This is a genomic window from Micromonospora deserti (assembly GCF_003236335.1).
Lineage (GTDB): Bacteria > Actinomycetota > Actinomycetes > Mycobacteriales > Micromonosporaceae > Micromonospora > Micromonospora deserti.
The window spans coordinates 24,606-47,237 of the sequence record NZ_POUB01000015.1 but is presented as its reverse complement, the minus strand read 5'-3'; the positions used below and the strand labels follow the sequence as shown (position 1 = coordinate 47,237).

Genomic DNA, 22,632 nt, shown 5'->3' with positions numbered 1-22,632 from the left:
ACCCCGCCCCTCCGATGAACCCTGTCTTGACGCCCGTCTAACCAGAGACTTGCACGCTGATTAGAGAGGTGTCAACCTAGAGTCATGTCGAAGCAAGCGGCGTCGCGCACGGTACTGGACCTGAACTCCGACACACCCTGCTGCCAGCCACTGGCGCAGCGTCGGGTCCCGGCCGAGACCGCCGCGGTGCTCGCGCCCGCGTTCAAGGCCCTCGGCGACCCGGTGCGGCTGCAGCTGATGTCGATGATCGCCTCGGCCGAGGGTGGCGAGGCGTGCGTCTGCGACCTCACCCCCGCCTTCGACCTGACCGGCCCCACCATCTCGCACCACCTCCGGACGCTGCGCGAGGTTGGGCTGGTCGACGCGGAGCGGCGCGGCACCTGGGTCTACTACCGGGCTCGTCCGGCGATCCTGCGGCAGCTCGCGACGCTACTGGCCGTCGAGCCGACCACCACCTCCTAGCCCCTCGGCTCGTCCGCCACCGCCTGCTCGTACGCCCGGGTCGGCTCCGCTGGCACCCCACCCCCCGCCGGCGGCGACAGGTCCCGCCGTCAGTGCCGCACCGCATCAGACCGGTGCGCCGTGTCGCGGGCCCGCCGATGCCGCCACCCCCCGCCTGACAGCTGCGCGGCGAGGGCGGTGATGACGTGGGTGGCGTCGCGTCCGACCCCGCGCAGGGTGTTCGACGAGAAGGTCCGTTGGAACTCCAACCCCAGGTAGCCGAGGCCGGGATGGGTCGTGGAGACGCCAGCCGCGTGCCGCGGCACTCCCCGCTTTAGCGCGCCGAGTGGGGCCAGGTACCCGAGATCGGGACGGTAGCCGGTGGCGAGGATCACCGCATCGACCGGTTCGGCGCTGCCGTCGGCCCAGATCACGCCGTCGGGGGTCAGGGCGGTGAACATGTCCCGGCGGTCCACCAGTCCGGTGGCGATGGCGTCCCGATAGACACCGGTGTCGAGCACGGCGGCGTGCCGGACGAGGCGGGCGAGCACCGAGCGGGGCAGGCGGTCCACGCCGGTGACGCGAAGCCAGTGGTGCACGTCCCGGCCGCGGATCCGCTGTGGCACGAACTGGATGGGAGCCCGGGTGGCGAGGGTGACCGTGGCGTGCGGGGCGATCTCGTGCGCGACCTGGACGGCGGAGTTGCCGGCACCCACGACCACGACGCGCTTGCCGGCGTACGGCTCGGGTCGACGGTAGTGGGCGACGTGCCGCAGCTCGCCGGCGAAGCCGTCCCGGCCGGGCAGGGGTGGCAGGTACGGGTTTCCGAATGAGCCGCTGGCAGCCACGACACCCGCCGCCGACACCTCCTCGCCGGTGTCGGTGCGGACGAGGAAGCCCCCGTCCGGTCGTGGCTGTACGGCGGCGACCCGGGCCCGGGTGCGGATGTCGGCGTCGATGCTCTTGGCGTAGTGACGCAGGTACGTGACGACCTCGTCGCGCGCCGGGTAACGGTCGGCCTCTCCCCCGTCGAACACCATGCCGGGCAGGGAGCAGTACCGGGCGGGCGAGAACAGGGTAAGGCTGTCGTAGTAGTCCGGCCAGGAGCCGACCGGCTCCGCACCGGCGTGCAGGACGACCGGACGCAGGCCGGCGGCCAGCGCGGCCCGAGCGGCGGTGAGGCCGGCCTGGCCGCCGCCGACGATGATCACGGGTTCGGTTCGAGGAGCCACCTCACCATAATATCGTCATTTTGTTGAATGACAATATGATGGTGGTGCGGAAGGGTGAGAGCATGACCCAGGCGACACCCGGACGGCCGGGACCGACCCCCCCGGCCGCGGATCCCGTCGGCACTCCTGCCGGGCTGGCGCCACCGACGCAGGAGTTCCTCAAGGCGCTGGGTAGCCCGACCCGGCAACGGATCATGATGCTGTTCGCCCAGGGCGCCGAGTTGTCGGTCGGCGAGGTGGCGGAGCGCGTCGGGATCAGCCAGGCCACCGCGTCGCAACAGCTGACGCTGCTACGACGGGGACGGGTGGTGACATCGCGGCGCGACGGGAAGACCGTCTACTACCGGGCGGACCGCGCCGGGGTCCTCGCGGCACTGGCCGATCTGCAGTCCTACCTGGCGACCTGCTGCTGACCCACGGCGGTAGCGGCGCCGCGGAGCACCTCCCCGGATCTGGCCGCCCTGCGGTGCGACGGCCCCCGCCGCGACGGGCGTGAGCCGCCGTCAGTCGGCGAGCACGTCGAGCAGGAGCGCGGCGGTCCAGCCGAACGCCGGCGAGCCCAGCCCCGCCCCGGTGTCCGGGTGGAAGTACTCGTGACACCCGGCCCGGGCCACCAGCTCGATCATCGAGTTCCGCAGCCCTTCCGCCAGCTCCGGACGGCCGTGGCTGAGCAGCCCTTGCCGCAGCAGCCAGTTGATGTTCATCCAGCTCGGCCCGCGCCAGTAGCGCAGCGGCTCGAAGTCGGGCGCGGTGCGGTCGTGGCTGGGCAGCGGCCGGTGCATCCGGCGGGCCAGCCCGAACCGCGCCGAGCACGCCTCGACCACCACCGTCCCCGCCTGCCGCCGGGGTAGGTCGGGCAGGATCAGCGGGGCCAGGCCGAGCACCGTCCGGGCCGGGATCAACCGGTCGGTGCGCAGGTCCCGGGGCTGAAAGGTGCCGGTGGCCGGGTCGTACAGCCGGCGCACCAGGGCCGCGGTGATCCGCGCCGCCCGCTCCCGGTGCGGGCCGGGGTCGGCGCCGACCACCTCCGCGATGCTCGCCAGCGCGTGCTCGGCGACCCCCCTGGCGGCGTTGACCAGCGGGCACTCCACCAGGAACGGGTGCCGCCCGGCCAGGGCCTCGTCCCGGTAGCGGCCGTCCCGATAGGACGCCACGATCGCCAGGTAGCGCGCGTAGTCGAGGTCCGTGGGGCGGTGCGCCGCGTCGACGCGCGCGGTGTCCTGCCGGCGGTACGCGCGCATGACCGCCGCGTCGGCGGGCACCGCCGCCAGCGGAGCGTCCCAGGCGGGGCTGTTGTCCAGCCCGGACTCCCACGGGTGCACCAGACAGGCGAGCCCGCCCCCGCCGACGTCCCGACAGGTGGCGAGGTAGCGCTGCTGGGCAACCAGCCGGGGGTAGAGCCGGCCCAGCGCCGCCCGCGCGGCGTCGGAGGGGAAGCGCCGGTACGCCCGCCAGGCCGCGAGCGCGTGCACCGGCGGCTGGACCAGCCCGGAGGTGGCGGCGTCCGGGGCGCCGTCGGCGATCGAGGAGTTCCAGAACTCCGGTCCCGGGAAGTACGCCGCGCCCCGCAGTGCCGGGTTGAAGACGATGTGCGGCACCCGCCCGTCCGCCCACTGCGCCCGGAACAGGCTCTCCAGCTCCCGCCAGGCGCGCTCGGGGCGGACGTGGGCCCAGCCGATCGCGATGAACGCCGAGTCCCAGCTCCACTGGTGCGGGTAGAGGGTGCGCGACGGCACCGTGTGGTCGTGTTCCCAGTTGCCGTCGAGGGTGGCGACGGCCACCTGCCACAGCTCCGCGGTGGCCCGCGGGCCGCCCCCCGTGTCGCCGCGGCTCACGCCACCGCCCGCGGGCGGGGCAGGGCGTGCCGCAGCACCGTGGCGGCCTGCTGCAGGGCCCGGACCGGGTCGCCGCGCAGCCGGCACTCCAGCGCGAGCCACCCCCGGTAGTCGATCTCCAGCAGGGTCCGGATGATCGCCGGCCAGTCGAGGTGGCCGGCGCCCGGCTGGTACCGGTTGGAGTCGCTGACCTGGACGTGCCCGAGGTACGGCGCGGCGGCCCGCAGCGCCCGGTGCGGATCGTCCTCCTCGATGTTCATGTGGAAGGTGTCGGCGACCACCCGGACCGAGGGCAGCCCGACGGCCGCGCAGAGGGCCACCGCCTGGTCGAGCCGGTTCACCATGTGGTCCTCGTATCGGTTCAGCGGTTCCAGGAAGAGGACGACCCCCTCGGCGCGGGCGTGCTCGCCCAGCTCGCCGAGGGCGTCAACGAGCACCTGCCGGTCGCCGGCCGGGGTGCGGGGCGGCTCGAACGGTGGCAGCCGGCGGGAGAACATCCCCCACGCCGCCGGGGTCATCGCGCCGACCCCGCCGAGTTCGGCGATCACCGACAGCTGGGAGCGCAGGTTGCGCACCGCGTCGCGGGAGCGTACCGGGTCGAAGTCGCCGATGAAGTGGTCCATCTCGACGCAGACGGTGGGCAGCACCACCCCGGCGGCGCGGGCTCGACGCAGCTCGGGCAGCCGGCGGGCGAACGCGAGGTCACCCCGGCCGCGCAGCTCGATCGCGTGGTAGCCGAGGGCGGTGGCCAGGGCATACTTCTGGATCAGGTCGCTGCCCGGCAGGAGTTGCTCCTGACAGGCCAGGGGGATGGTCATCAGAACCTCAACACGACTTGCAGAACATCACCGGCACCGCGGTCGAGCAGCGCCAGCGCGTCGGCCACCGCGCTGGCGTCGACGACGTGGCTCACCAGCGGCAGCGGATCGACACTGCCCTCGGCCACCAGGTCCATGAAGGTGTGTGCGACGCGGGCACCGGTCCACCGGCCGGCCAGGCCGGGCGCCGGCGCCGGCCCGGAGACCTGAGCCGCCACCAGCTGGATGCGGTTGTGGTGGAACTCCTCGCCCAGGCCGAGCCCGTCGGCCGGGCCCTGGTAGAAGCCGGCGGCCACGACGCGACCGGCGTGGGTGGTGGCCCGGATCGCCTCGTGCAGCGCCGGGTACGCCCCGGAGAGTTCCAGGCAGACGTCCGCGCCCCGGCCGGCGGTGGCGGTATGCAGCGCCGCCGCGGCCGAGTCGGTGGTGACGTCGACGACCAGCCGGGCGCCGAGGCGAGCGGCGTGCGCCAGCCGGCCGGGCACCCGGTCGACCGCCACCACCCGGGCGCCGGAGAGCACGGCGAGCCGGGTGGCGAGCAGCCCGATGACGCCCTGCCCGAAGACCCCGACCCAGTCGCCGAGGTGCAGGTCGCCGGCGAGCACCGCGGTGAGCGCGATCGCGCCCGGCCGGGCGAAGACCGCCGCGAGGGGGTCGAGCCCGGCCGGCAGCGGGTGCACCGCGTCGGCGGGCAGGACGGCCTCGGCGCGGTGCCCCCAGATGCCCCAGACGACCTGCCCAAGCCCCCGGCCGGTCACGTCGGGCGCCACCTCGACGATCTCGCCGACCTCTTCGTAGCCGAAGCCGACCAGCGGGTACGGCACGGCGGTCTGCCGGGGCACGAACATCCGGGTGGCGTCGTCCCAGTCCTTGCGGAGCCGGGGGTTGCTGCCCCGGTAGAGGGTCAGCTCGGTGCCGGCCGAGATGCCGGAGTAGCAGATGCGGACGCGGACCCGGCCAGGCCCGAGCGGATCCGGGGGGCAGGGTTCGAGACTGATCCGTCGGGGCCCGGCCAGAGAGACAACCCAGTTGACCATGAGTCACATCCCGGTAGCACTGGGTTCCAGTGTAGGTAAAAAATCGTTATATGTCTTGTCATTGATAGATCGAAGTGCTGAATCCGTCATGCACCCCTTCGGGAGGAGTGCCCCCACCCTGTCGACGCCTCCGAAGCGGATGCTCGCCAGGTCTGGCCGTTCCCGTCGATCGTCATCGCGATCCCGCTCGTCGCCGTCATGGCGGCGCGGGGCAGGGCTGACCAACCGGCGGCCGGGGCGTCCCGGCACTGCCCGTCCACCGTCCGGTCACCGTGCGAACCGCCTGCTCAGTAACGCTGCCGTCCGGCGGCGGAGGCCGTAGCGTCGGACGGAGCCGCTTGCGGCGGACACGGGGGAACAGACAGCCGACCTGCTTCGGGCGGGCCGGACGCGATGTATCACGACCTTCCGTATCCAGCGCAGGCAAGGGGGCCGGCGATGAGGAAGACAAGGCATGACAGCCCCACGGGCACCGCGGGCGAGGACTACACGCGGCGATTGCAGCGGCTCGGTGGCACCCGGTGGAAGAGACTGCTCGACGTGCAGGCGCCGTACCGGTGGAACCTGCGCCGGCTCCGGCTGGGCCGCACCCTGGACGTCGGGTCGGGCCTCGGGCGCAACCTGGCCAACCTTGGTGGCGCCGGCGTCGGGGTGGACCACAACCCCACCTCCGTGGCGGCCACCCGGGCCGCCGGCTTCGAGGCGTACACCACCGAGGAGTTCTTCCGCTCCCCGCACGCGCGCCCGGACGCCTTCGACTCGATGCTCGCCGCGCATCTGCTCGAACACATGCCGGCCGAGCAGGGCCGCGAGGTGGTCGCGTCGTACCTGCCGTTCGTCCGCTCCGGCGGCCGGGCGGTCTTCATCACGCCGCAGGAGCGCGGCTACGCCAGCGACGCGTCGCACGTGCGGTTCGTCGGGTTCGCCGAGGCGGCGGAGGCGTGCCGGGATCTCGGCCTGACCGTCGAGCGGCAGTACTCGTTCCCGTTCCCCCGCGCGTTCGGCCGGCTCTTCACCTACAACGAGTTCGTCACCGTGGCCCGGCTGCCCTGACGCCCCCGTGGTTACGGTAGGGGTATGGCCAATCCGACCCGATGGTCGACCGACACCGGTCCGGAGCACTCGCAGTGGTACGTCGACCGGTTCCGCCGGCTGGCCGCCGAGGGGGCGGACCTGGCCGGGGAGGCCCGGCTGCTGGACACGCTGGTGCCACCCCGGTCGCGGATCCTCGACGCCGGCTGCGGCACCGGCCGGGTCGGCGCGGAGCTGGCCGCCAGGGGCCACACGGTGATCGGGGTGGACGCCGATCCGGTGCTGGTCGAGGCCGCCCGGGTCGACCACCCGGGGCCCCGCTGGCTGGTCGCCGACCTCGCCGAGCTGGACCTGGCGGCGGTCGGCGAGCCCGAGCCGTTCGACGGGGCCGTGGTCGCCGGCAACGTGATGGCGTTCGTCGCGCCGGGCACCGAGCGGGAGGTGCTCCGCCGGATCACCGCCCACCTGCGCCCGGACGGCGTGATGGCGGTCGGCTTCGGCACCGACCGGGGTTACCCGCTGACCGACTTCGACGCCGACGCGGTGGCCGCCGGGCTGCGCGTGGAGCACCGCTTCGCCACCTGGGACCTGCGCCCGTGGCGGGAGGAGAACGACTTCGCGGTCACCGTGCTGCGCCGCCCGGCCGCCTGAACACCCACACCGTGCGGACGGCGGGCGTCGCGGTGGGCACCCGCAGCCGGTCCGGCCGGCGCCGCCGCCCCTGGGCAGGGCAGGCGGGTCAGGCCGGGGCGGCGACGACCCGCGCGGCGGCCGGGTCGAGGGTGGCGCCGGCCGGCACCAGGCTGACCAGGCCGGCCGGCAACCGGGCCGGCCGGACGTCCCGGTAGCCGAGCATGCCGAGCACCTCGCGGCCGGAGAGCACATACCGCCGGCCGAGGTCGGTGATCACTGAGACCGCCCCGCCGGACGCGCCGGGTGACGCCACCGCCTCGACGACCACGCCCCGACCCGGCTCCACCACGACGTGGTCGGCGAGCACCCCGCCGGCGGTCGCCGGGGCGGCGGTACGCGGCGCGGCGGCAAGGTCCGGCGACCGTACACCGAGGCGGACGTCGACCACCCCGCCGTCGTCGCCGACCCGGGTGCAGAGAGTCCCGGTGTCGGGGGCGGCCAGCCGGGGCGGCACGGTCGGCGGGGCGGTGGGCCCGGTCGGCGCGAGGTCGGGCAGCTTCGGCAGCGCGGCGAACCGCCCGAGGGTGATCGGCTCCGGCTCCTTCTGGCCGGTGCGGGCCAGCAGCAGGCTGGCCTGCAACTCGGTGATCCCGGCCAGCCCGTCGCGCAGCGCGACGGCGTACTGGCGCCCGCCGCCGGAGTTGCGGACCAGGTAGACCTCGCCGATCCGCCCCCCGGACACCCGCGCGGAGGGTTCGCCCTCGTCGGGCAGCGCGAGCGGAGCCAGGTCGGCACCGGCCGGCAGGCTGTTGAGCAGGGCCGGGGCCACCGGGACGGCCCGGGCCCGGGTGGCCGCCAGCGCGGCCAGCACCCGGTTGGCGTCCCGGACCAGGTAGCGGCGTTGGCGCCAGAGCAGGTGCAGGCCACCGTCGGCGTGCCGCAGCAGCAGCGCATCCTCGGCCAGCGACCGGCCGCCGGCGGCGTCCACCCCGATCAGCAGCGCCGAGCGGGGCTCCGACCGGTCGCCGTCGGTGGCCACGGAGCAGACCGTCCACGGCGCGGTCGACAGCCGGCCGGGCGCGGGCAGCGAGTCGGGGGCGTCGGCGATACCCAGCGGCAGCCCGCGCGGGACCCCCTCGATGGAGCGCCGGGAGACCAGCACCGTCTTCGGCCGGTCCGCGCCGATGATCAGCAGGGCGGAGGCGTAGTTGAGCACCGGGTGCAGCTTCTCCTCCCGGTAGACGAACCGGGCTCCCGACTCCTTCTCCACGATGACCGCGCCCGTGTCCCGCCAGCCGCTGCCGCCCCCGGCGAACAGGCCGTAGAGGGCGAAGCCGCCCAGCCCGATCGCCGCGACCAGGACGCTGGCCAGCCCGGCGCCCGCGAGCCGCCGGAACGGCGACTGCGCCGGATCGGTCTCGCGCATCACCAGGGCGGCGACCGCCCGCTGGATGGTGAACTGGTACGAGTGCAGTTGGTCCTGCCGCGACGGCATGGGATCCCTTCCGTGGCACGGGTCGGGGCACAGGATATGCGGTGCGTCGATGCCCCGAGGACCCTGCGTGTCGCCACCGGCACCGCCGCCCGACCGCCCCATTGGCAGGACAGATACCCCCTGGGGTATGTTGGGCAAGCAGCGAGGTGACCGCTGCGGCCCGGGCCTTCTCACGGCCGGCGAGCTTTCTGCGAACGGAGGTGGACGGTGAAGCTTCGACCCGAGATGACCGCCGACGCGCTGAACCGGCTCAAGCGGGCGCGGGGGCAGCTGAACGCGGTGATCGAGATGATGGAGAGCGGGCAGGACTGCCGCGAGGCGTTGACCCAGCTCGCTGCCGTCTCCAAGGCCATCGACCGGGCCGGCTTCAAGATCATCGCGTCGGGCATGCGGCACTGCACCGCCGCCCGAGAGCGCGGCGACGCCCCGGAGATGACCGAGGAGGAGCTGGAAAAGCTGTTCCTCGCCCTCGCCTGAGTCCGATCGCACCGACCCACGTCGCGTAGTCGGGGCGTGGGCGGGTAGACCGCTGGCGTGCGCGATCGACGCCGGGGTCTCTTCGTTGCATACCCCCGAGGGTATATGGATCTGGATGGGAGAACGGCAATGGCAGTGGACGTGTCCGTGATCGCGACGTCGTCCCTCGGCGACCGCAGCTACCTGACCTCCGACGGCGAGGTGGGCATCGTGGTCGACCCGCAACGGGACATCGACCGGGTGATCTACCTGGCCGGCCGTACCGGGGTGCGGATCACCCACGTGGTGGAGACGCACATCCACAACGACTACGTCTCCGGCGGGCGGGAGCTGGCCCGGATCACCGGGGCGCACTACCTGGTCGCCGCGGCCGACGAGGTCGACTTCGCGCGGGTCCCGGTCGCCGACGGGGACGAGGTCACCGTCTCCAACACCATGCGGCTGCGGGTGGTCGCCACCCCCGGGCACACCTTCCACCACCTGTCCTACGTCCTGGACGCCGCGGGCGAGAACGGCTGGCGGCCTCTGGGGGTCTTCACCGGCGGCTCGCTGCTGTTCGGCACCACCGGTCGCACCGACCTGCAGGGCCGGCAGCACGCCCACGAGCTTGCCCACCACCAGCACGCCTCGGCCAAGCGGCTGGCGGACCTGCTGCCCGACGGGGCCGAGGTGTGGCCCACGCACGGGTTCGGCAGCTTCTGCTCGGCCAGCCAGGCCGACGCGCCGGAGTCGACGATCGGCCGGGAGCGGCAGGCCAACCCCGTGCTGCGGCTGGCCGCCGACGACTTCGTCGGGGAGACGCTGACCGGGCTGGACACGTACCCGGCGTACTACGCCCACATGGGCGTGGCCAACCTCGCCGGCCCCGCCCCGGTGGACCTCACCCCGGTCGCCCGGGCCGACGCCGCCGAACTGCGTGAGCGGATCAGCGCCGGGCAGTGGGTCGTCGACCTGCGGCACCGCAAGGCGTACGCGGCCTCGCACCTGGCCGGCACCGTCAGCCTCGGGCTCGACGGCCCGATGTCGACCTGGCTCGGCTGGCTGATCGACTGGGGGACGCCGATCACGCTGCTGGCCGAGACGCCGGAACAGGTCGCCGACGCCCAGCGCGAACTCGTGCGCATCGGCATCGACCGGCCGGCGGCTCAGGCCACCGGTACGCCAGAGCAGTGGGCGGCCGACCGCGGACACCTGCACGAGCTGCGGATGGCCGACTTCCCCGCACTGGCCGCCGCCCGTGCCGGTGACCCCCCTGCGGAGCTGCCCACCCCGGACGTGGTCCTCGACGTACGGATGACCAACGAGTGGACCAGCGGGCACATCGAGGGTGCGGTGCACGTCCCGCTGCCCGACCTGCCGAAGCGGCTCGCCGACGTGCCCGCCGGCAGCGTGTGGGTGCACTGCGGCTCCGGCTACCGGGCCACCGCGGCCGCGTCACTGCTGGCCAACGCCGGCCGCGAGGTCGTCGTCATCGACGACACGTTCGGCCGGGCCGAGGCCGCCGGCGTCGCCATGGCCGGGAACGGCTGACCTGATCCGACCCACCAGCCGGCACCGACCGACGGCGGCCTGGCCACCCCTGCCCAGAGTCCGCCCGATGAACCCGAACGAGGAAGAATGAGCGATCCGGAAGCCCCCCGCCCGACCACGCTCGACGCCGCCAGCCTGCGCGAGCTGATCGACTCCGGCCGCGCGCCGCGCCTGCTGGACGTGCGTACCCCGGCCGAGTTCGAGACCGCGCACATCCCCGGCGCCTACAACGTCCCGCTCGACCTGCTCCGAGAGCACCGTGCGGAACTGCGCAACCACCTCGACGAGGACGTGGTGCTGATCTGCCGCTCCGGCGCCCGCGCCAGCCAGGCCCGGCAAGCGCTCGCCCCGGTCGGCCTGCCCAACCTCACGGTGTTGGACGGCGGCATGACGGCCTGGCGGGCCGCCGACGCCCCGACCACGCGGGGCGTCCCGCGCTGGGACCTGGAGCGGCAGGTCCGCCTGGTCGCCGGCTCGGTCGTCCTGGTCAGCATCCTGGGTTCGCTGTTCGTGCCCCACCTCACGTGGGTCGCCGGCCTTGTCGGCGCCGGCCTCACCGTCGCCGCCGTCACCAACACCTGCGCCCTGGGCACGCTGCTCGGCAAGCTGCCGTACAACCGCGGCGCCCGCTGTGACCTGGACAGCGTCGTCGGCCAGCTGCGTGCCGGGCCGCGGGCATGACCGGCGGCCTCGCGCTGACCGTCGGGCTGGCCGTCCTCATCGGGATCAGCCTCGGCCTGCTCGGCGGCGGCGGGTCCATCCTCGCCGTACCGCTGCTGGTCTACGTCGCCGACCTGCCCGCGAAGGAGGCGATCGCCACCTCACTGCTGGTCGTCGGGGTGACCAGCGCGGTGGGTGTGCTGCCGCACGCCCGCGCCAGGCGGATCCGGTGGCGCACGGGTCTGGTCTTCGGGGTCGCCGGCATGGCCGGCGCGTACGCCGGAGGGCGCCTCGCCGCGTCCGTCCCGGCGGCGGTCCTGCTCACCGGATTCGCCCTGATGATGCTCGCCACCGCGACCGCGATGATCCGTGGCCGGCGCGGCACCGGAGGCGAGCCTGTGCCACACGAACTCCCGGTACCGCGGGTCGTCCTCGACGGTGTCCTGGTCGGCCTGGTCACCGGCCTGGTCGGGGCCGGCGGCGGCTTCCTGGTGGTGCCCGCGCTGACCCTGCTCGGCGGTCTGCCGATGCCGGTCGCGATCGGCACCTCCCTCGTCGTCATCGCGATGAAGTCCCTCGCGGGCCTGGCGGGATACCTCTCCGCCGTCAGCGTCGGCTGGGGCCTGGCGGCCGCGGTGACCGCCGCCGCCGTGGTGGGCAGCCTCGCCGGCGGCCGCCTGACAGGGCACATCCGGGAAGAGGTGTTGCGCCCGGCGTTCGGCTGGTTCGTGGTGGTGATGGGCGTCCTCGTCCTCGGCCAGCAGCTACCCGGCCAGCTGCGGGGCGACCCACTCCTGTGGACCGCCGTCGCCGGGCTCGCCGGTACGGTCGCGGCGGTCGCGCTGCTCGCCGCCGGGTGCCGGGGCGGGCGCGAGTGGATCCCGTCGCCGGTCTGCCGCGCTCTGCGCGCGGTCGCGGCCCGGTGAGAGGCTCACGCGGGAGAGGAGCCGACATGGACAGCAGCGACTGGGACGCGCGGTACGCGGCCGCGCCCGAACTGGTGTGGAGCGACCAGCCGAACCGGTTCGTGGTCGAGGAGTTGGGTGGCCTGCCGCCCGGCCGGGCGGTGGACGTGGCGGCCGGCGAGGGGCGCAACGCGGTCTGGCTGGCCGGGGCGGCGGCACCGGCGGTCCGCGGGATCCGGCGATCCTGCTCACCCCGGAGCAGGTCGTCGCCGCGCTCGACGGGCTGCGCGTCGAGCGGGCGGAGACGGCCCGCCGCCCGGTCGCCCGACCCGACGGCTCGACGCTCGACGCCCTGGACACCGTCGTCGTCGCGACCCGGGCTTGACCGGCGGCGGGGCGGACGTCAGGGCGCAGGATCAGCCGGGCCGCCGCGGCCGGGCGGCGCGCCGGCCGCCGCCGGCCGCGCCGGTCGGTAGGATCCGGCGGCGTGGGCGCACGCTTCGAGGAACTGGCCTGGCGGGAGACCCCGCTCGGCGCGATCAGCCTGCGCCGGCGCCGCGACCCGTCGCTCGGTGTCGAGGTGTACGAGGTCAAGCTCGACGACGAGTTCCTCATGTCCAGCCTCTTCCCCGTCGCGGAGATCGAGCTGGCCCGGCTGGGCCTGGCCCCGTTCGGCGCGCAGGCCCTCGACGTGGTCGTCGGCGGCCTCGGCCTCGGCTACACCGCGCGGACGGCGCTGGCCGACGACCGGGTCCGCACGCTGGTCGTGGTGGAGGCGGTCGAAGACGTGATCGACTGGCACCGGCGAGGTCTGCTCCCCTTCGCGGCGGGGCTGGCCGCCGATCCGCGTACCCGGCTGGTGCGGGCCGACTTCTTCGCCGCCGTCGCCGGTCCCACCGGCTTCGACCCGGACGCTCCGGGTCGGCGCTTCCACGCCGTGCTGCTGGACGTCGACCACTCGCCCCGGCACGTGCTGCACCCCAGCCACGCCCCCTTCTACAGCCCCGGCGGGCTGCGGCGGCTCGCCGGGCACCTGCACCCGGACGGGGTGTTCGCCCTCTGGTCGGACGACCCGCCCGATCCCGAGTTCGAGCGGGTGCTCGCCGAGGTGTTCCGTACCGCGCGGGCGCACGTCGTCCGGTTCCCCAACCCGCTCACCGGCGGGGAGTCGGCGAACACCGTCTACGTCGCCCAACGCTGACCCGCCCGCTCGGCCAGCGGCCCCTGGTTGCTGCTCTCTTCGGCAGCGGACTGAGCCGGCCGGGTGCCGACCGGTTGCCGGTCGTGGCCTGCGCGGATCGTGGTCTGGTCTGCGCCGGGTCGCGGCTGGCCGGGGATCGGCACGAGTCGGGCCGACAGCCGGGCCGGTCAGCCGCGCGGGGCAGCCGGCGGCAGATGATCAGCCAGAACAGCGAGGTAGGTCCGCCGGGCCTCGGCGTGCCGTCGGACGCCATCGTCCGTCGCGGCGACGAACACGCCACGGCGGTCGGCCTCGCAGATCGCCCGCCGGACGAGGCCGCGCTTCTCCAGCCGGTCGACGGTGCGGGACAGCGCGCTCTGGCTGAGATACATGTCCCCCGCCAGATCCTGCATGCGACGCTTGTCACCATCCCAGACGACGAGCCGGTCGAGCGTCTCGAACTCTGTCCGGGTGAGGGCGTGCCGCTCCTGAAGGGCCCGGTCGAGCTGGCCGGAGACCCGGTTGTAGCTGGTCAGCAACGAGCGCCAGCGCTCGATCAGGTCAACCTCGGACATCATCGCGCGGATCGTACCCCCGGTCGTGATTTCTGTGCACGCAATTATATGCTGACGCATAAGATGCATAGACATTAGATGTGCCCGCATCTAATGTCGGTCGGGTGATCGACAACGCCACCGGCACGACGCCGGTCATCACGACACCGGCCGGCTCGCTGCCTGCCGACGGGCCCGCCCGCGCCGCGTCCCACTGGACGCCGCGGCTCTGGGGACTCCTCGGTGTGCTCTGCGCCGTGCTGTTCCTCGACGCACTCGACGTCTCGATGGTCGGCGTGGCCCTACCCTCCATCGGGGCCGACCTCGGTCTGTCCACCGCCTCGCTGCAATGGATCGTCAACGGCTACGTCCTCGGCTACGGTGGGTTGCTGCTGCTCGGCGGCCGCACCGCGGACCTGCTCGGCCGACGGGTGACCTTCCTGGTGGCGCTGGGCGTCTTCGCCGTCGCGTCCCTGGTCGGCGGCCTGGTGGACGACGGCACGCTGCTCGTCGCCACCCGCTTCGTCAAGGGCCTCGCGGCCGCCTTCACCGCCCCCACCGCACTGTCCATCCTGACCACCACGTTTCCCGCCGGGCCGGCCCGGAACCGGGCGCTCTCCATCTTCACGGTCTTCGGCGCCAGCGGCTACTCCAGCGGCCTCATCATGGGCGGACTCCTCACCGGCCTCGGCTGGCGATGGACCTTCCTCATCCCCGTACCGCTGGCAGTGGCGGCCCTGGCCGCCGGCCTCGCCCTGATCCCCCGGGACCGGCCCGCGGCCGACGGCGGGCACGACCTGGTCGGCGCGCTCAGCCTCACCGGCGGGATGCTCGCGGCCGTGTACGCCGTGGTCACCGCTCCGGAACGGGGCCTGCTCGACCCGGTGACGGTCGCCGTCGCCGTCGCCGCGGCCGCCCTGCTGGTGGGCTTCGTGTCCACCGAACGCCGGGTGCGACACCCGCTGATCCGGCTCGGCATCCTGCGCTCCGGCGCCGTCGTACGGGCCAACATCAGCATGGTCGCGCTGTTCGGCAGCTATCTCAGCTTTCAGTTCGTCATGACGCTCTACCTCCAGAACGTCCTGGAGTGGTCGCCGCTGCGGATGGCGCTGGCCCTGCTGCCCGCGGGACTGCTGGTCGCCTTCGGCGCACCGTTCGTCGCCCGCCTGATCGACCGGTACGGCACCGGGCGGGTGATCCTGGCCGCCATGGCCTCACTCGCCCTGGGCTACCTGTGGTTCCTGCTGACCGCCGGGAACGCGCCGCACTACCTGCTGACCATCCTGCCGACCATGCTCCTGCTCGGCGGCGGCTTCGCCTTCGGTTTCAGCTCGATCACCGCCCAGGCCACCGACGGTATCGACGACTCCGAACAGGGGCTGGCCTCCGGTCTGGTGCAGACCTCCGGCCAGGTGGGCGCCGCCCTGGTGCTCGCCGTCGTCACCGCCCTGGTGTCCGGCGACGAGGCAACCCGCCGGGCAGCCGACTTCAGCCAGTTCCGCCCGGGCATCAACCTCGTCACCGCGGTGGCGCTGGTCGGACTGGCGCTCAGCCTGGCGGCGCTGGTCAGGGGTCGCCGCGTGACGCACCACCGGTGAGCGGCTGCCGGCCGACGGCCCGCCGGACACCCGGCGGGCCGTCGGTCCGGCGTGCGCAACCGGTCGCGGGTGCCCCCACCCCGGCCGTCGCCCGACGACTGGTCGACGTCAGAACCAGTCGTCGCGCATCTCCAGGGTGGTCCGGTCGAGGCTCTCCAGCAGGTCGAACTGCGGGCCGGTGCGGGGCAGCTCGTAGCGGAAGAAGTATCGCGCGGCCTGCCGCTTGCCGGCGTGGAACGCAACGTCCGGCCCGTCACCCGCGCCGCCCGCCGCCTCCACCGCGAGCAGCTGCTCCAGCCACATCCAGGCGACCACCACGTGCCCGACCGCCTCCAGGTAAACGCTGGCGTTGGCCAACGCCATCTGCGGATCGCCGGTGTCCCACAGCCGGCGGGTGACCAGGGTGACCCGGTCCAGCGCCCCGCCGAGCCGGGCGGCCAGCTCGGCGGCCTCACCCTCTGCCTTCCACGCCCGGGTCACCGTGGCGCGGATCGTCTCCACCAGCAGCGCCAGCCCGGCACCGCCCCGCATGGTCGCCTTGCGGCCGAGCAGGTCCAGCGCCTGGATGCCGTGCGTACCCTCGTGGATCGGGTTGAGCCGGTTGTCCCGCCAGTGCTGCTCCACGTCGTGGTCACGGGTGTAGCCGGCCCCGCCGTGCACCTGGATGGCCAGGTCGTTCGCGGCCAGGCACCACTGCGCCGGCCAGCTCTTCACGATCGGGGTGAGCATGTCCAGCAGCAGGCGGGCCCGTTCCCGGTCGGCCTCGGCCGGCGCGGTATTCTGCTCGTCCAGCAGCCGCCCGCAGTAGAGCACCAGCGCCAGCGCACCCTCGACGTAACTCTTCTGCGCCAGCAGCATCCGCTTGACGTCGGCGTGCGCGACGATCGGCAGCTGTGGCGCCGTCGGGTCCTTGTCGGCCACCGGACGCCCCTGCGGCCGCTGCCGGGCGTACGCCAGGGACTTGAGGTAGCCGGTGTAGCCGAGGGCGGTGGCACCGGCGCCCACGCCGATCCGCGCCTCGTTCATCATGTGGAACATCTGCGCCAACCCCTGGTGCGGCTCCCCCACCAGGTAGCCGACCGCGCCCGGGTGGCCGTCCGGCCGGTGCACCCCGTCGCCGAAGTTGAGCAGCGTGTTGGTGGTCCCCCGGTAGCCCATCTTGTGGTTCAGACCGACCAGCACCACGTCGTTGCGGGCGCCGAGCGCGCCGCCGTCGTCGAGGAGCACCTTCGGCACGATGAACAGCGAGATCCCCTTGACCCCGGGCGGGCCGCCGGGGATCCGGGCCAGCACCAGGTGGACGATGTTCTCCGCCAGTTCGTGGTCACCGCCGGAGATCCACATCTTGGTGCCGAACAGCCGGTACGTCCCGTCGTCCTGCCGCTCGGCCCGTGTGGTGATGTCGGCCAGCGAGCTGCCCGCCTGCGGCTCGGACAGGCACATGGTCCCGAAGAAGCGTCCCCGCACCATCGGCCGGACCCAGGTGTCGACCTGCTCCGTGCTGCCGTACGCCAGCAGCAGGTTGGCGTTGCCCAGGGTCAGGAACGGGTACGCCGCGGTGCTCACATTGGCGGCCTGGAACCAGGCGAAACAGGCCGCCGACACGGCGTGCGGCAGCTGCATCCCGCCGACCGAGGCGTCCAGGCTCGCCGCCAGCAGGCCGGTCTCGGCGAAGACGTCGAGGGCCGCCTTGACCTGCGGGAGGGTGCGTACCCGCCGGCCGTCGAAGGTCGGCTCGGTGAGGTCCGCGGCCCGGTTGTGCGGGGCGAACCGCTCGGTGGCGACCCGCTCGGCGAGCTCCAGCACCGCGTCGAAGGTGTCCCGGGAGTGCTCCGCGTAGCGGGGCCGCTCGGTCAACCGCGTCACGTCCAGCCAGTCGTAGAGCAGGAAGCGCAGGTCGCGGACCGAGAGCAGAGTGGATGGCACGGATCTCCTTCCGTCGGCCGGGGCGGGGCCCGCCGTCGTGTGGCGTGACCACCCCGCAGCTCATCCTGGCCGATCGGGCCGACCGACGCACCAACCGTCGGCCCGCCGCGCCGCCCACGTCCAACGGGAGCCAGCGGCTCGGCGCCGCGCGGCCTGGGTCTGCCCCAGCACGACCCGCTGGCCCGGAGGTACGCCGCAAGCTGCGCGGCGCATCGTGACCGCCGCCACGTCACGAAGAGCCGCAGCGTCTGCCGCACCGCGTCGTCGGCCGTTGCCCGCGATCACCCGGCCTCGTCGAGCAGGCTGTCAACCAGATCGCGGGGCAGCCCGTGGGTGTCGTGCAGGTCGCGGTAGTCCGCGTCGGTGAGCGGCCCACGGGACCGGCGCCGGGAGACCACCGGTCGTCCCCGCCGCAGCAGCCCCCGGAACCGGCGCTCCTCCGCGGTGAGCACCTCGCGGACCTCGCCGACGGTCACCGGCTGTCCGAACCGGTCGAGGGTGTGCCCTACCGGCTCGGGCGGCAGGTCGGAGAGGCTGCGTGTCGGGTCGTCCCGCCACAGGGTGGTGAGGACCCGGCGGAGCAGCCGGCGCAGCACGTAGCCCCGGCCGGTGTTGGCCGGGCGGACGCCGTCGCCGACGACCACCACGCTGGTCCGCAGGTGGTCGCAGACCAGGCGCAGCGGCTGCTCCGGCAGGCCCCACCCGGAGACGCCGCCGACCCACGGCACGAGGCCCTCGCCCTCGAAGACCGACCGGTGACCCCGCAGCACCATCTCCAGGCGCTCCAGGCCCATGCCGGTGTCCACGTTGGGCTGCCGCAGCGGTGTGAGCCGACCGTCGTCGTGCCGGTGGTAGCGCATCTGCACGTGGTTCCAGACCTCCATCCACCGCTCGTCCGTGCCGGGGGTGCCCCGGGGCGGGCCGTCGCCGGTCCAGACGAAGATCTCCGAGTCCGGCCCGCACGGCCCGGTCGGGCCGTTGGACCACCAGTTCTCCGGCCCGGTCAGCTCGACCGGCAGGCCGATTTCGCCCCAGGTCCGCAGGGCAATCTCGTCCGGCCCGACCTGGTGGTCGCCGCCGAAGACGGTCACGTGCATCCGGTCGGGCCCGACGCCGAAGCCGTCCCGCAGCAACTCGTAGCCCCAGCGCAGGCTCTGGGAGATGTCGTAGTCGCCGAGCGACCACGAGCCGAGCATCTGGAACAGGGTCAGGTGGGTGCGGTCGCCGACCTCGTCGAGGTCGGTGGTGCGCAGGCAGCGCTGCACGTTCACCAGCCGCCGGCCGAGCGGGTGCGGGCGTCCGAGCAGGTAGGGCGTCAGCGGGTGCATCCCGGAGGTGGTGAACAGCACCGGGTCGCCCGGTGGTGGGACCAGCGAACCGTCCGGCACCGGCTGGTGGCCACGCTTGCGGAAGAAGTCGACGAAGGTGCGGCTGATCGGGTCGTACGTCATGGCGGTGGCCCTTCCGGGTGGGCGACCGGAAAGGGTCCGCGCCGGGACCGGCGGGCTGGGGCCACGGGAGGGCCGGCGGACCGTTTCCGGTCGCCGGCGGGTGGTCGGGAGGTCAGGCGGCGGCGACCGACGAGCGCGAAGCTCGCGCGGCCGCGGCGGCGTGCTGGTGCCTGATCTCCATGCCGTCGACTGTACGCGCACCAGGACGCCACCGCCCAGCGCGAATCGCGCCGACGGCGGCGTCGGGACGGTCAGGCGCCCGCGGACGCGAGCGCGGGCGCGGGCCGGTCGCCGGCCGGGCGGGTCTTCTCCCGGTTGGGCAGGGAAAGCCGGACGACCTTCCGCCACGCGGAGAACACCTGCCGGGGCAGCGAGCCGGTGGTGTAGGACAGCCCGTACCGGTCGAACAGGGCCCGCACCTCGGGGGCTATCTCCTGGTAGCGGTTGCTCGGCAGGTCCGGGAAGAGGTGGTGCTCGATCTGGAACGACAGGTTGCCGGTCATGAGGTGCAGCAGCCTGCTGCCGCTGATGTTGGCCGAGCCGAGCATCTGCCGCAGGTACCACTCGCCGCGGGTCTCGCCCTCGATCGAGGTCTTCGCGAAGGTTTCCACGCCCTCCGGGAAGTGCCCACACATGATCACGGAGTGGCTCCACACGTTCCGGATCAGGTTGGCGGTGAAGGTCGCCGCGAGGGTGTGCAGGAAGGACGGTCCGGACAGCAGCGGGTGCAGCACGTAGTCCTTGAGCACCTGCCGGCGGATCTTGCGGCCGACCGCGCGGGCCCGGGCGCGGAACTCCGGGGCCTTGTGCCGGCCCTTGCGCAGGTTGCGGCCTAGCTCCAGGTCGTACGCGGCGATGCCGTACTCGAAGAAGCAGGCGTTGAGGAGGTTCCACAGCGGCTGGCCCAGGTGGACCGGGTGCCAGGGCTGGTCCTCGTCGACCCGCATGATGCCGTAGCCGAGGTCGTTGTCCTTGCCGATCACGTTGGTGTACCGGTGGTGCAGCTCGTTGTGCGAGTGCTTCCACTGGTCGGCCGGGGAGACGTGGTCCCACTCCCAGCTGGTCGAATGGATCTTCGGGTCCCGCATCCAGTCCCACTGGCCGTGCAGGACGTTGTGCCCGATCTCCATGTTGTCCAGGATCTTCGCCACCGCGAGGCCGGCGGTGCCGACGATCCAGGCCGGCGGGAAGAGCGAGAACAGCAGCACCACGCGGCTGCCCGCCTCCAGCTTGCGCTGCGTCGAGATGACCTTGCGGATGTACCGGGCATCCCGCTCGCCCCGGGAGGCGATCACCCGGTCCCGGATCGCGTCGAGTTCCGCGCCGAGGGCCTCGATGTCCTCGGCGCTCAGGTGGGCGATCGGGTTGACGGGCTTCTTCTGGATCACGGTCACGTCGGTACTCCGGTCAGTGGTCGATGTCGCAGGCGCCGGCCGGGGCCGACACGCAGGTCTGGATCAGCACGCCGTCACCGGGGACCGCCGTGGTGAGCGCCCCGTTGCGCAGGTCGCGCACCGCGCCCTGGCGCAGCGGCAGGACGCAGCCGAAGCAGATGCCCATCCGGCAGCCCGAGGGCATCAGCACCCCGGCGGCCTCGCCCGCGTCGAGCAACGGGGTGGCCCCGTCGGCCTGGACGGTCACCGCCGACCGGCCGAAGGTGACCGTGCCGCCCTCGCCGGGGGTGATAATGGTCGGCCGGAACCGCTCGGTGTGCAGGCGGTCGGCCTGCCCGCCGGTCGCCCAGTGCTCCACCAGGGCGTCGAGCAACCCCACCGGGCCGCAGGCCCAGGTCTGCCGGTCGAGGTGGTCGGGCACCAGCTCGGCGAGCTGGCGCACCCCGAGCAGCCCGTCGGTGTCGGTGTGCCGCTCCACCAGGCGGATCGCGCCCCGCGCGGCGAGGTCGCGCAGCTCCGCGCCGAAGATCACGTCCGTCGGGGTGGGCGCCGAGTGCGCCAGGACCACGTCGGCGCCGGCGAGCGCACCCGCGCGCAGCATCCCCATCACCGGGGTGATCCCGCTGCCCGCGGTCACGAAGAGAACCCGCGCGGGCGGGTCTCCGGGCAGCACGAAGTCACCCTGGGCCTGGTCGAGCTGGACGATGGCCCCCGGGCGGACCCGCCGGACCAGGTGGTTGCTCACCACCCCGTCCGGGATGGCCTTCACGGTGATCGAGATCGGGTCGCCCCGGCGTCCCGGGGCCGAGGTGACCGAGTAGGCCCGCCACTGGCGTACCCCGTCGACGTCGACGCCGAGGCGGACGTACTGCCCCGGCCGGTGGCCACGCCAGTCGCGGCCAGGCTGGATCACCACGGTCGCCGCGTCCGGGGTCTCCGGGCGGACGGCGAGGATCCGGCCCCGCAGGTCGGCGCCGGAGCGCAGCGGAGCGACCAGGTCGAGGTAGTCGCCGGGCAGCAGCGGGGTGGTGACCGCCGCGGCGAGCCGCAGGATCCGGCGCCGCAGCGACGCCGGCGCGGGTGGGCGCGGGGCGGTGGTGGTCATAAGTCGATGCTCCCCGCGGCAGCGCATAGAATCTTGGCCTGGGAAGGTGAACCGGCCGAGTCACTTTGTGCGGAGGGAACAATGGCCGAACGCTCGGAGGCCACCCGACGCGCGGCCCGCCTGGAACTGGACGCGCCGGTGGCCGGCGCCCTGCGCGAGCGCCTGCCGTTGCTCGCCGAGCGCACGGTCACCGCCATCACCGCCGAGGTGCCCAGCTACTCGGGCACGCTCACCGGGCAGATGCGCGACAAGATCGAGAACGCGGTGCAGATCGCGCTCGGCACATTCCTGCAACTGGTCGAACATTCCCAGGCCGCCGATCCGAGCACCCCGCTCGCGCCGGCCCTGGAGGCCGCGTACGCCCTGGGCAGCGGTGAGGCGCGCTCCGGCCGCAGCATGGACGCGCTGCTGGCGGCCTACCGGGTGGGGGCCCGGGTCTCCTGGCGGGAGATGGCCACCACCACGGTGCAGGCCGGGCTGTCCGCCGCCACGGTCGCCCAGTTCGCCGAGCTGATGTTCGCCTACATCGACGAGCTCTCCGCCGCCAGCGTGGCCGGGCACGCCGACGAGCTGGCCAGCGCGGGCCGCGCCCGGCGGCGCAACCTGGAACGGCTCACCCGGCAGCTGCTCACCGGGGAACCCGAGGACGTGCTGCTGCGCAGCGCCGAGCGGGCGGACTGGCCGCCGCCGCAGACCCTCACGGTCGTCCTTCTGCCGCGGGCAAACCTGCGGGCGGCGCTCGCCCTGCTGCCCCCGCAGACCCTGGAGAGCGACGACCTACCGGCCGGGCCCGACGAGGAGCTGGCGGTGCTGGTGGTGCCCGATGCGCACGGCGACCGGCGCCGGCAGCTCGTCCGGGTGCTGCGCGGGCGCCGGGCGGTGGTCGGCCCCGCCCGCCCGTGGACCCGGGTGGCCTCGTCCTACCAGCGGGCGGTACGCGCGTCGGCGCTCGACCTGGCCCCGGGCGCCGACGGTGCCGCGCTGGACACCGAGCGGCACCTGGCCGAACTGGTGCTCAGCGCCGACCCGGAAGGGCTCGCCGACCTGCGCGCCCGGGTGTTGGAGCCGCTGTCGTCGCTGCCCCGCACCACCGCCGACCGGCTCACCGAGACGCTGCGGTCCTGGCTGCTGCACCACGGCCGGCGTGACGAGGTAGCCGCCGACCTCTTCGTCCATCCGCAGACGGTGCGCTACCGGATGGGCCAGCTCCGCGAGCTGTACGGCGACCGTCTCCACGACCCGGCCACCGTGCTCGACCTGACCGTCGCCCTGGCCGTCCCGCCGCGGGGATCGGACTGAACCGGTCAGGTCCCGACGTCGGTCCGCATC

The 22,632-nt window shown here is 73.8% G+C and carries 22 protein-coding genes; 12 read left to right on the top strand and 10 right to left on the bottom strand.

Annotated features, from left to right (window positions below; genetic code table 11):
- The first annotated feature begins 84 nt into the window (after positions 1 to 84).
- Entirely contained in the window at positions 85 to 462 is a 378-nt protein-coding gene (locus tag C1I99_RS04465) for an ArsR/SmtB family transcription factor (RefSeq protein ID WP_111132860.1), read from the top strand.
- An 89-nt stretch (positions 463 to 551) separates the two neighbouring features.
- Here the strand turns inward: C1I99_RS04465 and C1I99_RS04460 are convergent, their stop codons facing one another.
- Positions 552 to 1,673 carry a flavin-containing monooxygenase gene (locus tag C1I99_RS04460; protein ID WP_199561942.1) on the bottom strand — a complete coding sequence of 374 codons (1,122 nt, stop codon included), beginning with the start codon at positions 1,671 to 1,673 and terminating at the stop codon, positions 552 to 554.
- A gap of 62 nt (positions 1,674 to 1,735) precedes the next feature.
- Between C1I99_RS04460 and C1I99_RS04455 the strand changes: the two genes are divergently transcribed.
- Positions 1,736 to 2,086, top strand: a complete 351-nt coding sequence (locus tag C1I99_RS04455) for an ArsR/SmtB family transcription factor (RefSeq protein ID WP_111132869.1) — start codon at positions 1,736 to 1,738, stop codon at positions 2,084 to 2,086.
- 90 nt (positions 2,087 to 2,176) lie between these two features.
- Here C1I99_RS04455 and C1I99_RS04450 read toward each other — a convergent pair whose 3' ends face one another.
- The 3 genes from C1I99_RS04450 to C1I99_RS04440 are packed head-to-tail and all read right to left on the bottom strand — an operon-like array spanning position 2,177 to position 5,363.
- Positions 2,177 to 3,508 (bottom strand): MGH1-like glycoside hydrolase domain-containing protein, encoded by a 1,332-nt coding sequence (locus C1I99_RS04450; RefSeq protein WP_111132858.1) that lies wholly within the window; start codon positions 3,506 to 3,508, stop codon positions 2,177 to 2,179.
- Positions 3,505 to 4,326 carry a sugar phosphate isomerase/epimerase family protein gene (locus C1I99_RS04445; protein ID WP_111132857.1) on the bottom strand — a complete coding sequence of 274 codons (822 nt, stop codon included), beginning with the start codon at positions 4,324 to 4,326 and terminating at the stop codon, positions 3,505 to 3,507. Before C1I99_RS04445 ends, C1I99_RS04450 begins: the two co-directional genes overlap by 4 nt.
- Positions 4,326 to 5,363 (bottom strand): zinc-binding dehydrogenase, encoded by a 1,038-nt coding sequence (locus C1I99_RS04440; protein ID WP_111132856.1) that lies wholly within the window; start codon positions 5,361 to 5,363, stop codon positions 4,326 to 4,328. The genes C1I99_RS04445 and C1I99_RS04440 overlap by 1 nt, the downstream gene beginning before the upstream one ends.
- Positions 5,364 to 5,801: 438 nt before the next feature.
- Between C1I99_RS04440 and C1I99_RS04435 the strand changes: the two genes are divergently transcribed.
- Entirely contained in the window at positions 5,802 to 6,416 is a 615-nt protein-coding gene (locus tag C1I99_RS04435; protein WP_111132855.1) for a methyltransferase domain-containing protein, read from the top strand.
- 24 nt (positions 6,417 to 6,440) lie between these two features.
- On the top strand, positions 6,441 to 7,046 hold the full coding sequence (locus C1I99_RS04430; protein ID WP_111132854.1) for a class I SAM-dependent methyltransferase: 606 nt from the start codon (positions 6,441 to 6,443) through the stop codon (positions 7,044 to 7,046).
- Positions 7,047 to 7,134: 88 nt separating this feature from the next.
- Here the strand turns inward: C1I99_RS04430 and eccB are convergent, their stop codons facing one another.
- Entirely contained in the window at positions 7,135 to 8,523 is a 1,389-nt protein-coding gene (gene eccB, locus C1I99_RS04425; protein ID WP_111132853.1) for a type VII secretion protein EccB, read from the bottom strand.
- 207 nt (positions 8,524 to 8,730) lie between these two features.
- Here eccB and C1I99_RS04420 point away from each other — a divergent pair, with 207 nt between their 5' ends.
- From C1I99_RS04420 to C1I99_RS04395, 6 genes are all read left to right on the top strand, one after another.
- Positions 8,731 to 9,000, top strand: a complete 270-nt coding sequence (locus C1I99_RS04420; protein WP_111132852.1) for a metal-sensitive transcriptional regulator — start codon at positions 8,731 to 8,733, stop codon at positions 8,998 to 9,000.
- A gap of 129 nt (positions 9,001 to 9,129) precedes the next feature.
- The gene (locus C1I99_RS04415) at positions 9,130 to 10,530 is read left to right on the top strand and encodes an MBL fold metallo-hydrolase (RefSeq protein ID WP_111132851.1); all 1,401 of its coding nucleotides are present in this window, start codon (positions 9,130 to 9,132) and stop codon (positions 10,528 to 10,530) included.
- Positions 10,531 to 10,617: 87 nt separating this feature from the next.
- A complete protein-coding gene (locus tag C1I99_RS04410) occupies positions 10,618 to 11,211 on the top strand; it encodes a rhodanese-like domain-containing protein (protein ID WP_111132850.1) in 594 nt (197 codons plus the stop codon).
- Complete coding sequence (locus C1I99_RS04405) at positions 11,208 to 12,116, top strand: sulfite exporter TauE/SafE family protein (protein WP_111132849.1); 909 nt, start codon at positions 11,208 to 11,210, stop codon at positions 12,114 to 12,116. Before C1I99_RS04410 ends, C1I99_RS04405 begins: the two co-directional genes overlap by 4 nt.
- Before the next feature lie 76 nt (positions 12,117 to 12,192).
- On the top strand, positions 12,193 to 12,480 hold the full coding sequence (locus C1I99_RS04400; protein ID WP_233512323.1) for a hypothetical protein: 288 nt from the start codon (positions 12,193 to 12,195) through the stop codon (positions 12,478 to 12,480).
- A gap of 102 nt (positions 12,481 to 12,582) precedes the next feature.
- Positions 12,583 to 13,296 (top strand): polyamine aminopropyltransferase, encoded by a 714-nt coding sequence (locus C1I99_RS04395; protein ID WP_111132848.1) that lies wholly within the window; start codon positions 12,583 to 12,585, stop codon positions 13,294 to 13,296.
- Between the two features lie 167 nt (positions 13,297 to 13,463).
- Here C1I99_RS04395 and C1I99_RS04390 read toward each other — a convergent pair whose 3' ends face one another.
- The gene (locus tag C1I99_RS04390; protein ID WP_111132868.1) at positions 13,464 to 13,853 is read right to left on the bottom strand and encodes a MarR family winged helix-turn-helix transcriptional regulator; all 390 of its coding nucleotides are present in this window, start codon (positions 13,851 to 13,853) and stop codon (positions 13,464 to 13,466) included.
- Positions 13,854 to 13,954: 101 nt separating this feature from the next.
- Here C1I99_RS04390 and C1I99_RS04385 point away from each other — a divergent pair, with 101 nt between their 5' ends.
- Positions 13,955 to 15,427 carry an MFS transporter gene (locus tag C1I99_RS04385; protein ID WP_233512322.1) on the top strand — a complete coding sequence of 491 codons (1,473 nt, stop codon included), beginning with the start codon at positions 13,955 to 13,957 and terminating at the stop codon, positions 15,425 to 15,427.
- A gap of 108 nt (positions 15,428 to 15,535) precedes the next feature.
- On the opposite strand, the gene C1I99_RS04380 is transcribed toward C1I99_RS04385, so the two are convergent.
- The 4 genes from C1I99_RS04380 to C1I99_RS04365 all read right to left on the bottom strand — a co-directional run bounded on the left by C1I99_RS04380 (position 15,536) and on the right by C1I99_RS04365 (position 21,303).
- Positions 15,536 to 17,353 carry an acyl-CoA dehydrogenase gene (locus C1I99_RS04380; protein ID WP_111132847.1) on the bottom strand — a complete coding sequence of 606 codons (1,818 nt, stop codon included), beginning with the start codon at positions 17,351 to 17,353 and terminating at the stop codon, positions 15,536 to 15,538.
- Between the two features lie 281 nt (positions 17,354 to 17,634).
- Positions 17,635 to 18,804 (bottom strand): alanine--tRNA ligase-related protein, encoded by a 1,170-nt coding sequence (locus C1I99_RS04375; RefSeq protein WP_111132846.1) that lies wholly within the window; start codon positions 18,802 to 18,804, stop codon positions 17,635 to 17,637.
- 251 nt (positions 18,805 to 19,055) lie between these two features.
- Complete coding sequence (locus C1I99_RS04370) at positions 19,056 to 20,198, bottom strand: fatty acid desaturase family protein (RefSeq protein ID WP_111132845.1); 1,143 nt, start codon at positions 20,196 to 20,198, stop codon at positions 19,056 to 19,058.
- Between the two features lie 13 nt (positions 20,199 to 20,211).
- Complete coding sequence (locus C1I99_RS04365) at positions 20,212 to 21,303, bottom strand: ferredoxin reductase (RefSeq protein ID WP_111132844.1); 1,092 nt, start codon at positions 21,301 to 21,303, stop codon at positions 20,212 to 20,214.
- Between the two features lie 81 nt (positions 21,304 to 21,384).
- On the opposite strand from C1I99_RS04365, the gene C1I99_RS04360 reads away from it, so the two are divergent.
- A complete protein-coding gene (locus tag C1I99_RS04360; RefSeq protein ID WP_111132843.1) occupies positions 21,385 to 22,602 on the top strand; it encodes a PucR family transcriptional regulator in 1,218 nt (405 codons plus the stop codon).
- Positions 22,603 to 22,632 lie beyond the last annotated feature (30 nt).

Coding starts and splice junctions, on each gene's coding strand:
- C1I99_RS04405 (WP_111132849.1), top strand. CDS start 11,208: ATGACCGGCGGCCTCGCGCTGACCGTCGGGCTGGCCGTCCTCATCGGG.
- C1I99_RS04435 (WP_111132855.1), top strand. CDS start 5,802: ATGAGGAAGACAAGGCATGACAGCCCCACGGGCACCGCGGGCGAGGAC.
- C1I99_RS04410 (WP_111132850.1), top strand. CDS start 10,618: ATGAGCGATCCGGAAGCCCCCCGCCCGACCACGCTCGACGCCGCCAGC.
- C1I99_RS04360 (WP_111132843.1), top strand. CDS start 21,385: ATGGCCGAACGCTCGGAGGCCACCCGACGCGCGGCCCGCCTGGAACTG.
- C1I99_RS04365 (WP_111132844.1), bottom strand. CDS start 21,303: ATGACCACCACCGCCCCGCGCCCACCCGCGCCGGCGTCGCTGCGGCGC.
- C1I99_RS04415 (WP_111132851.1), top strand. CDS start 9,130: ATGGCAGTGGACGTGTCCGTGATCGCGACGTCGTCCCTCGGCGACCGC.
- C1I99_RS04455 (WP_111132869.1), top strand. CDS start 1,736: ATGACCCAGGCGACACCCGGACGGCCGGGACCGACCCCCCCGGCCGCG.
- eccB (WP_111132853.1), bottom strand. CDS start 8,523: ATGCCGTCGCGGCAGGACCAACTGCACTCGTACCAGTTCACCATCCAG.
- C1I99_RS04430 (WP_111132854.1), top strand. CDS start 6,441: ATGGCCAATCCGACCCGATGGTCGACCGACACCGGTCCGGAGCACTCG.
- C1I99_RS04465 (WP_111132860.1), top strand. CDS start 85: ATGTCGAAGCAAGCGGCGTCGCGCACGGTACTGGACCTGAACTCCGAC.
- C1I99_RS04375 (WP_111132846.1), bottom strand. CDS start 18,804: ATGACGTACGACCCGATCAGCCGCACCTTCGTCGACTTCTTCCGCAAG.
- C1I99_RS04445 (WP_111132857.1), bottom strand. CDS start 4,326: ATGACCATCCCCCTGGCCTGTCAGGAGCAACTCCTGCCGGGCAGCGAC.
- C1I99_RS04390 (WP_111132868.1), bottom strand. CDS start 13,853: ATGATGTCCGAGGTTGACCTGATCGAGCGCTGGCGCTCGTTGCTGACC.
- C1I99_RS04440 (WP_111132856.1), bottom strand. CDS start 5,363: ATGGTCAACTGGGTTGTCTCTCTGGCCGGGCCCCGACGGATCAGTCTC.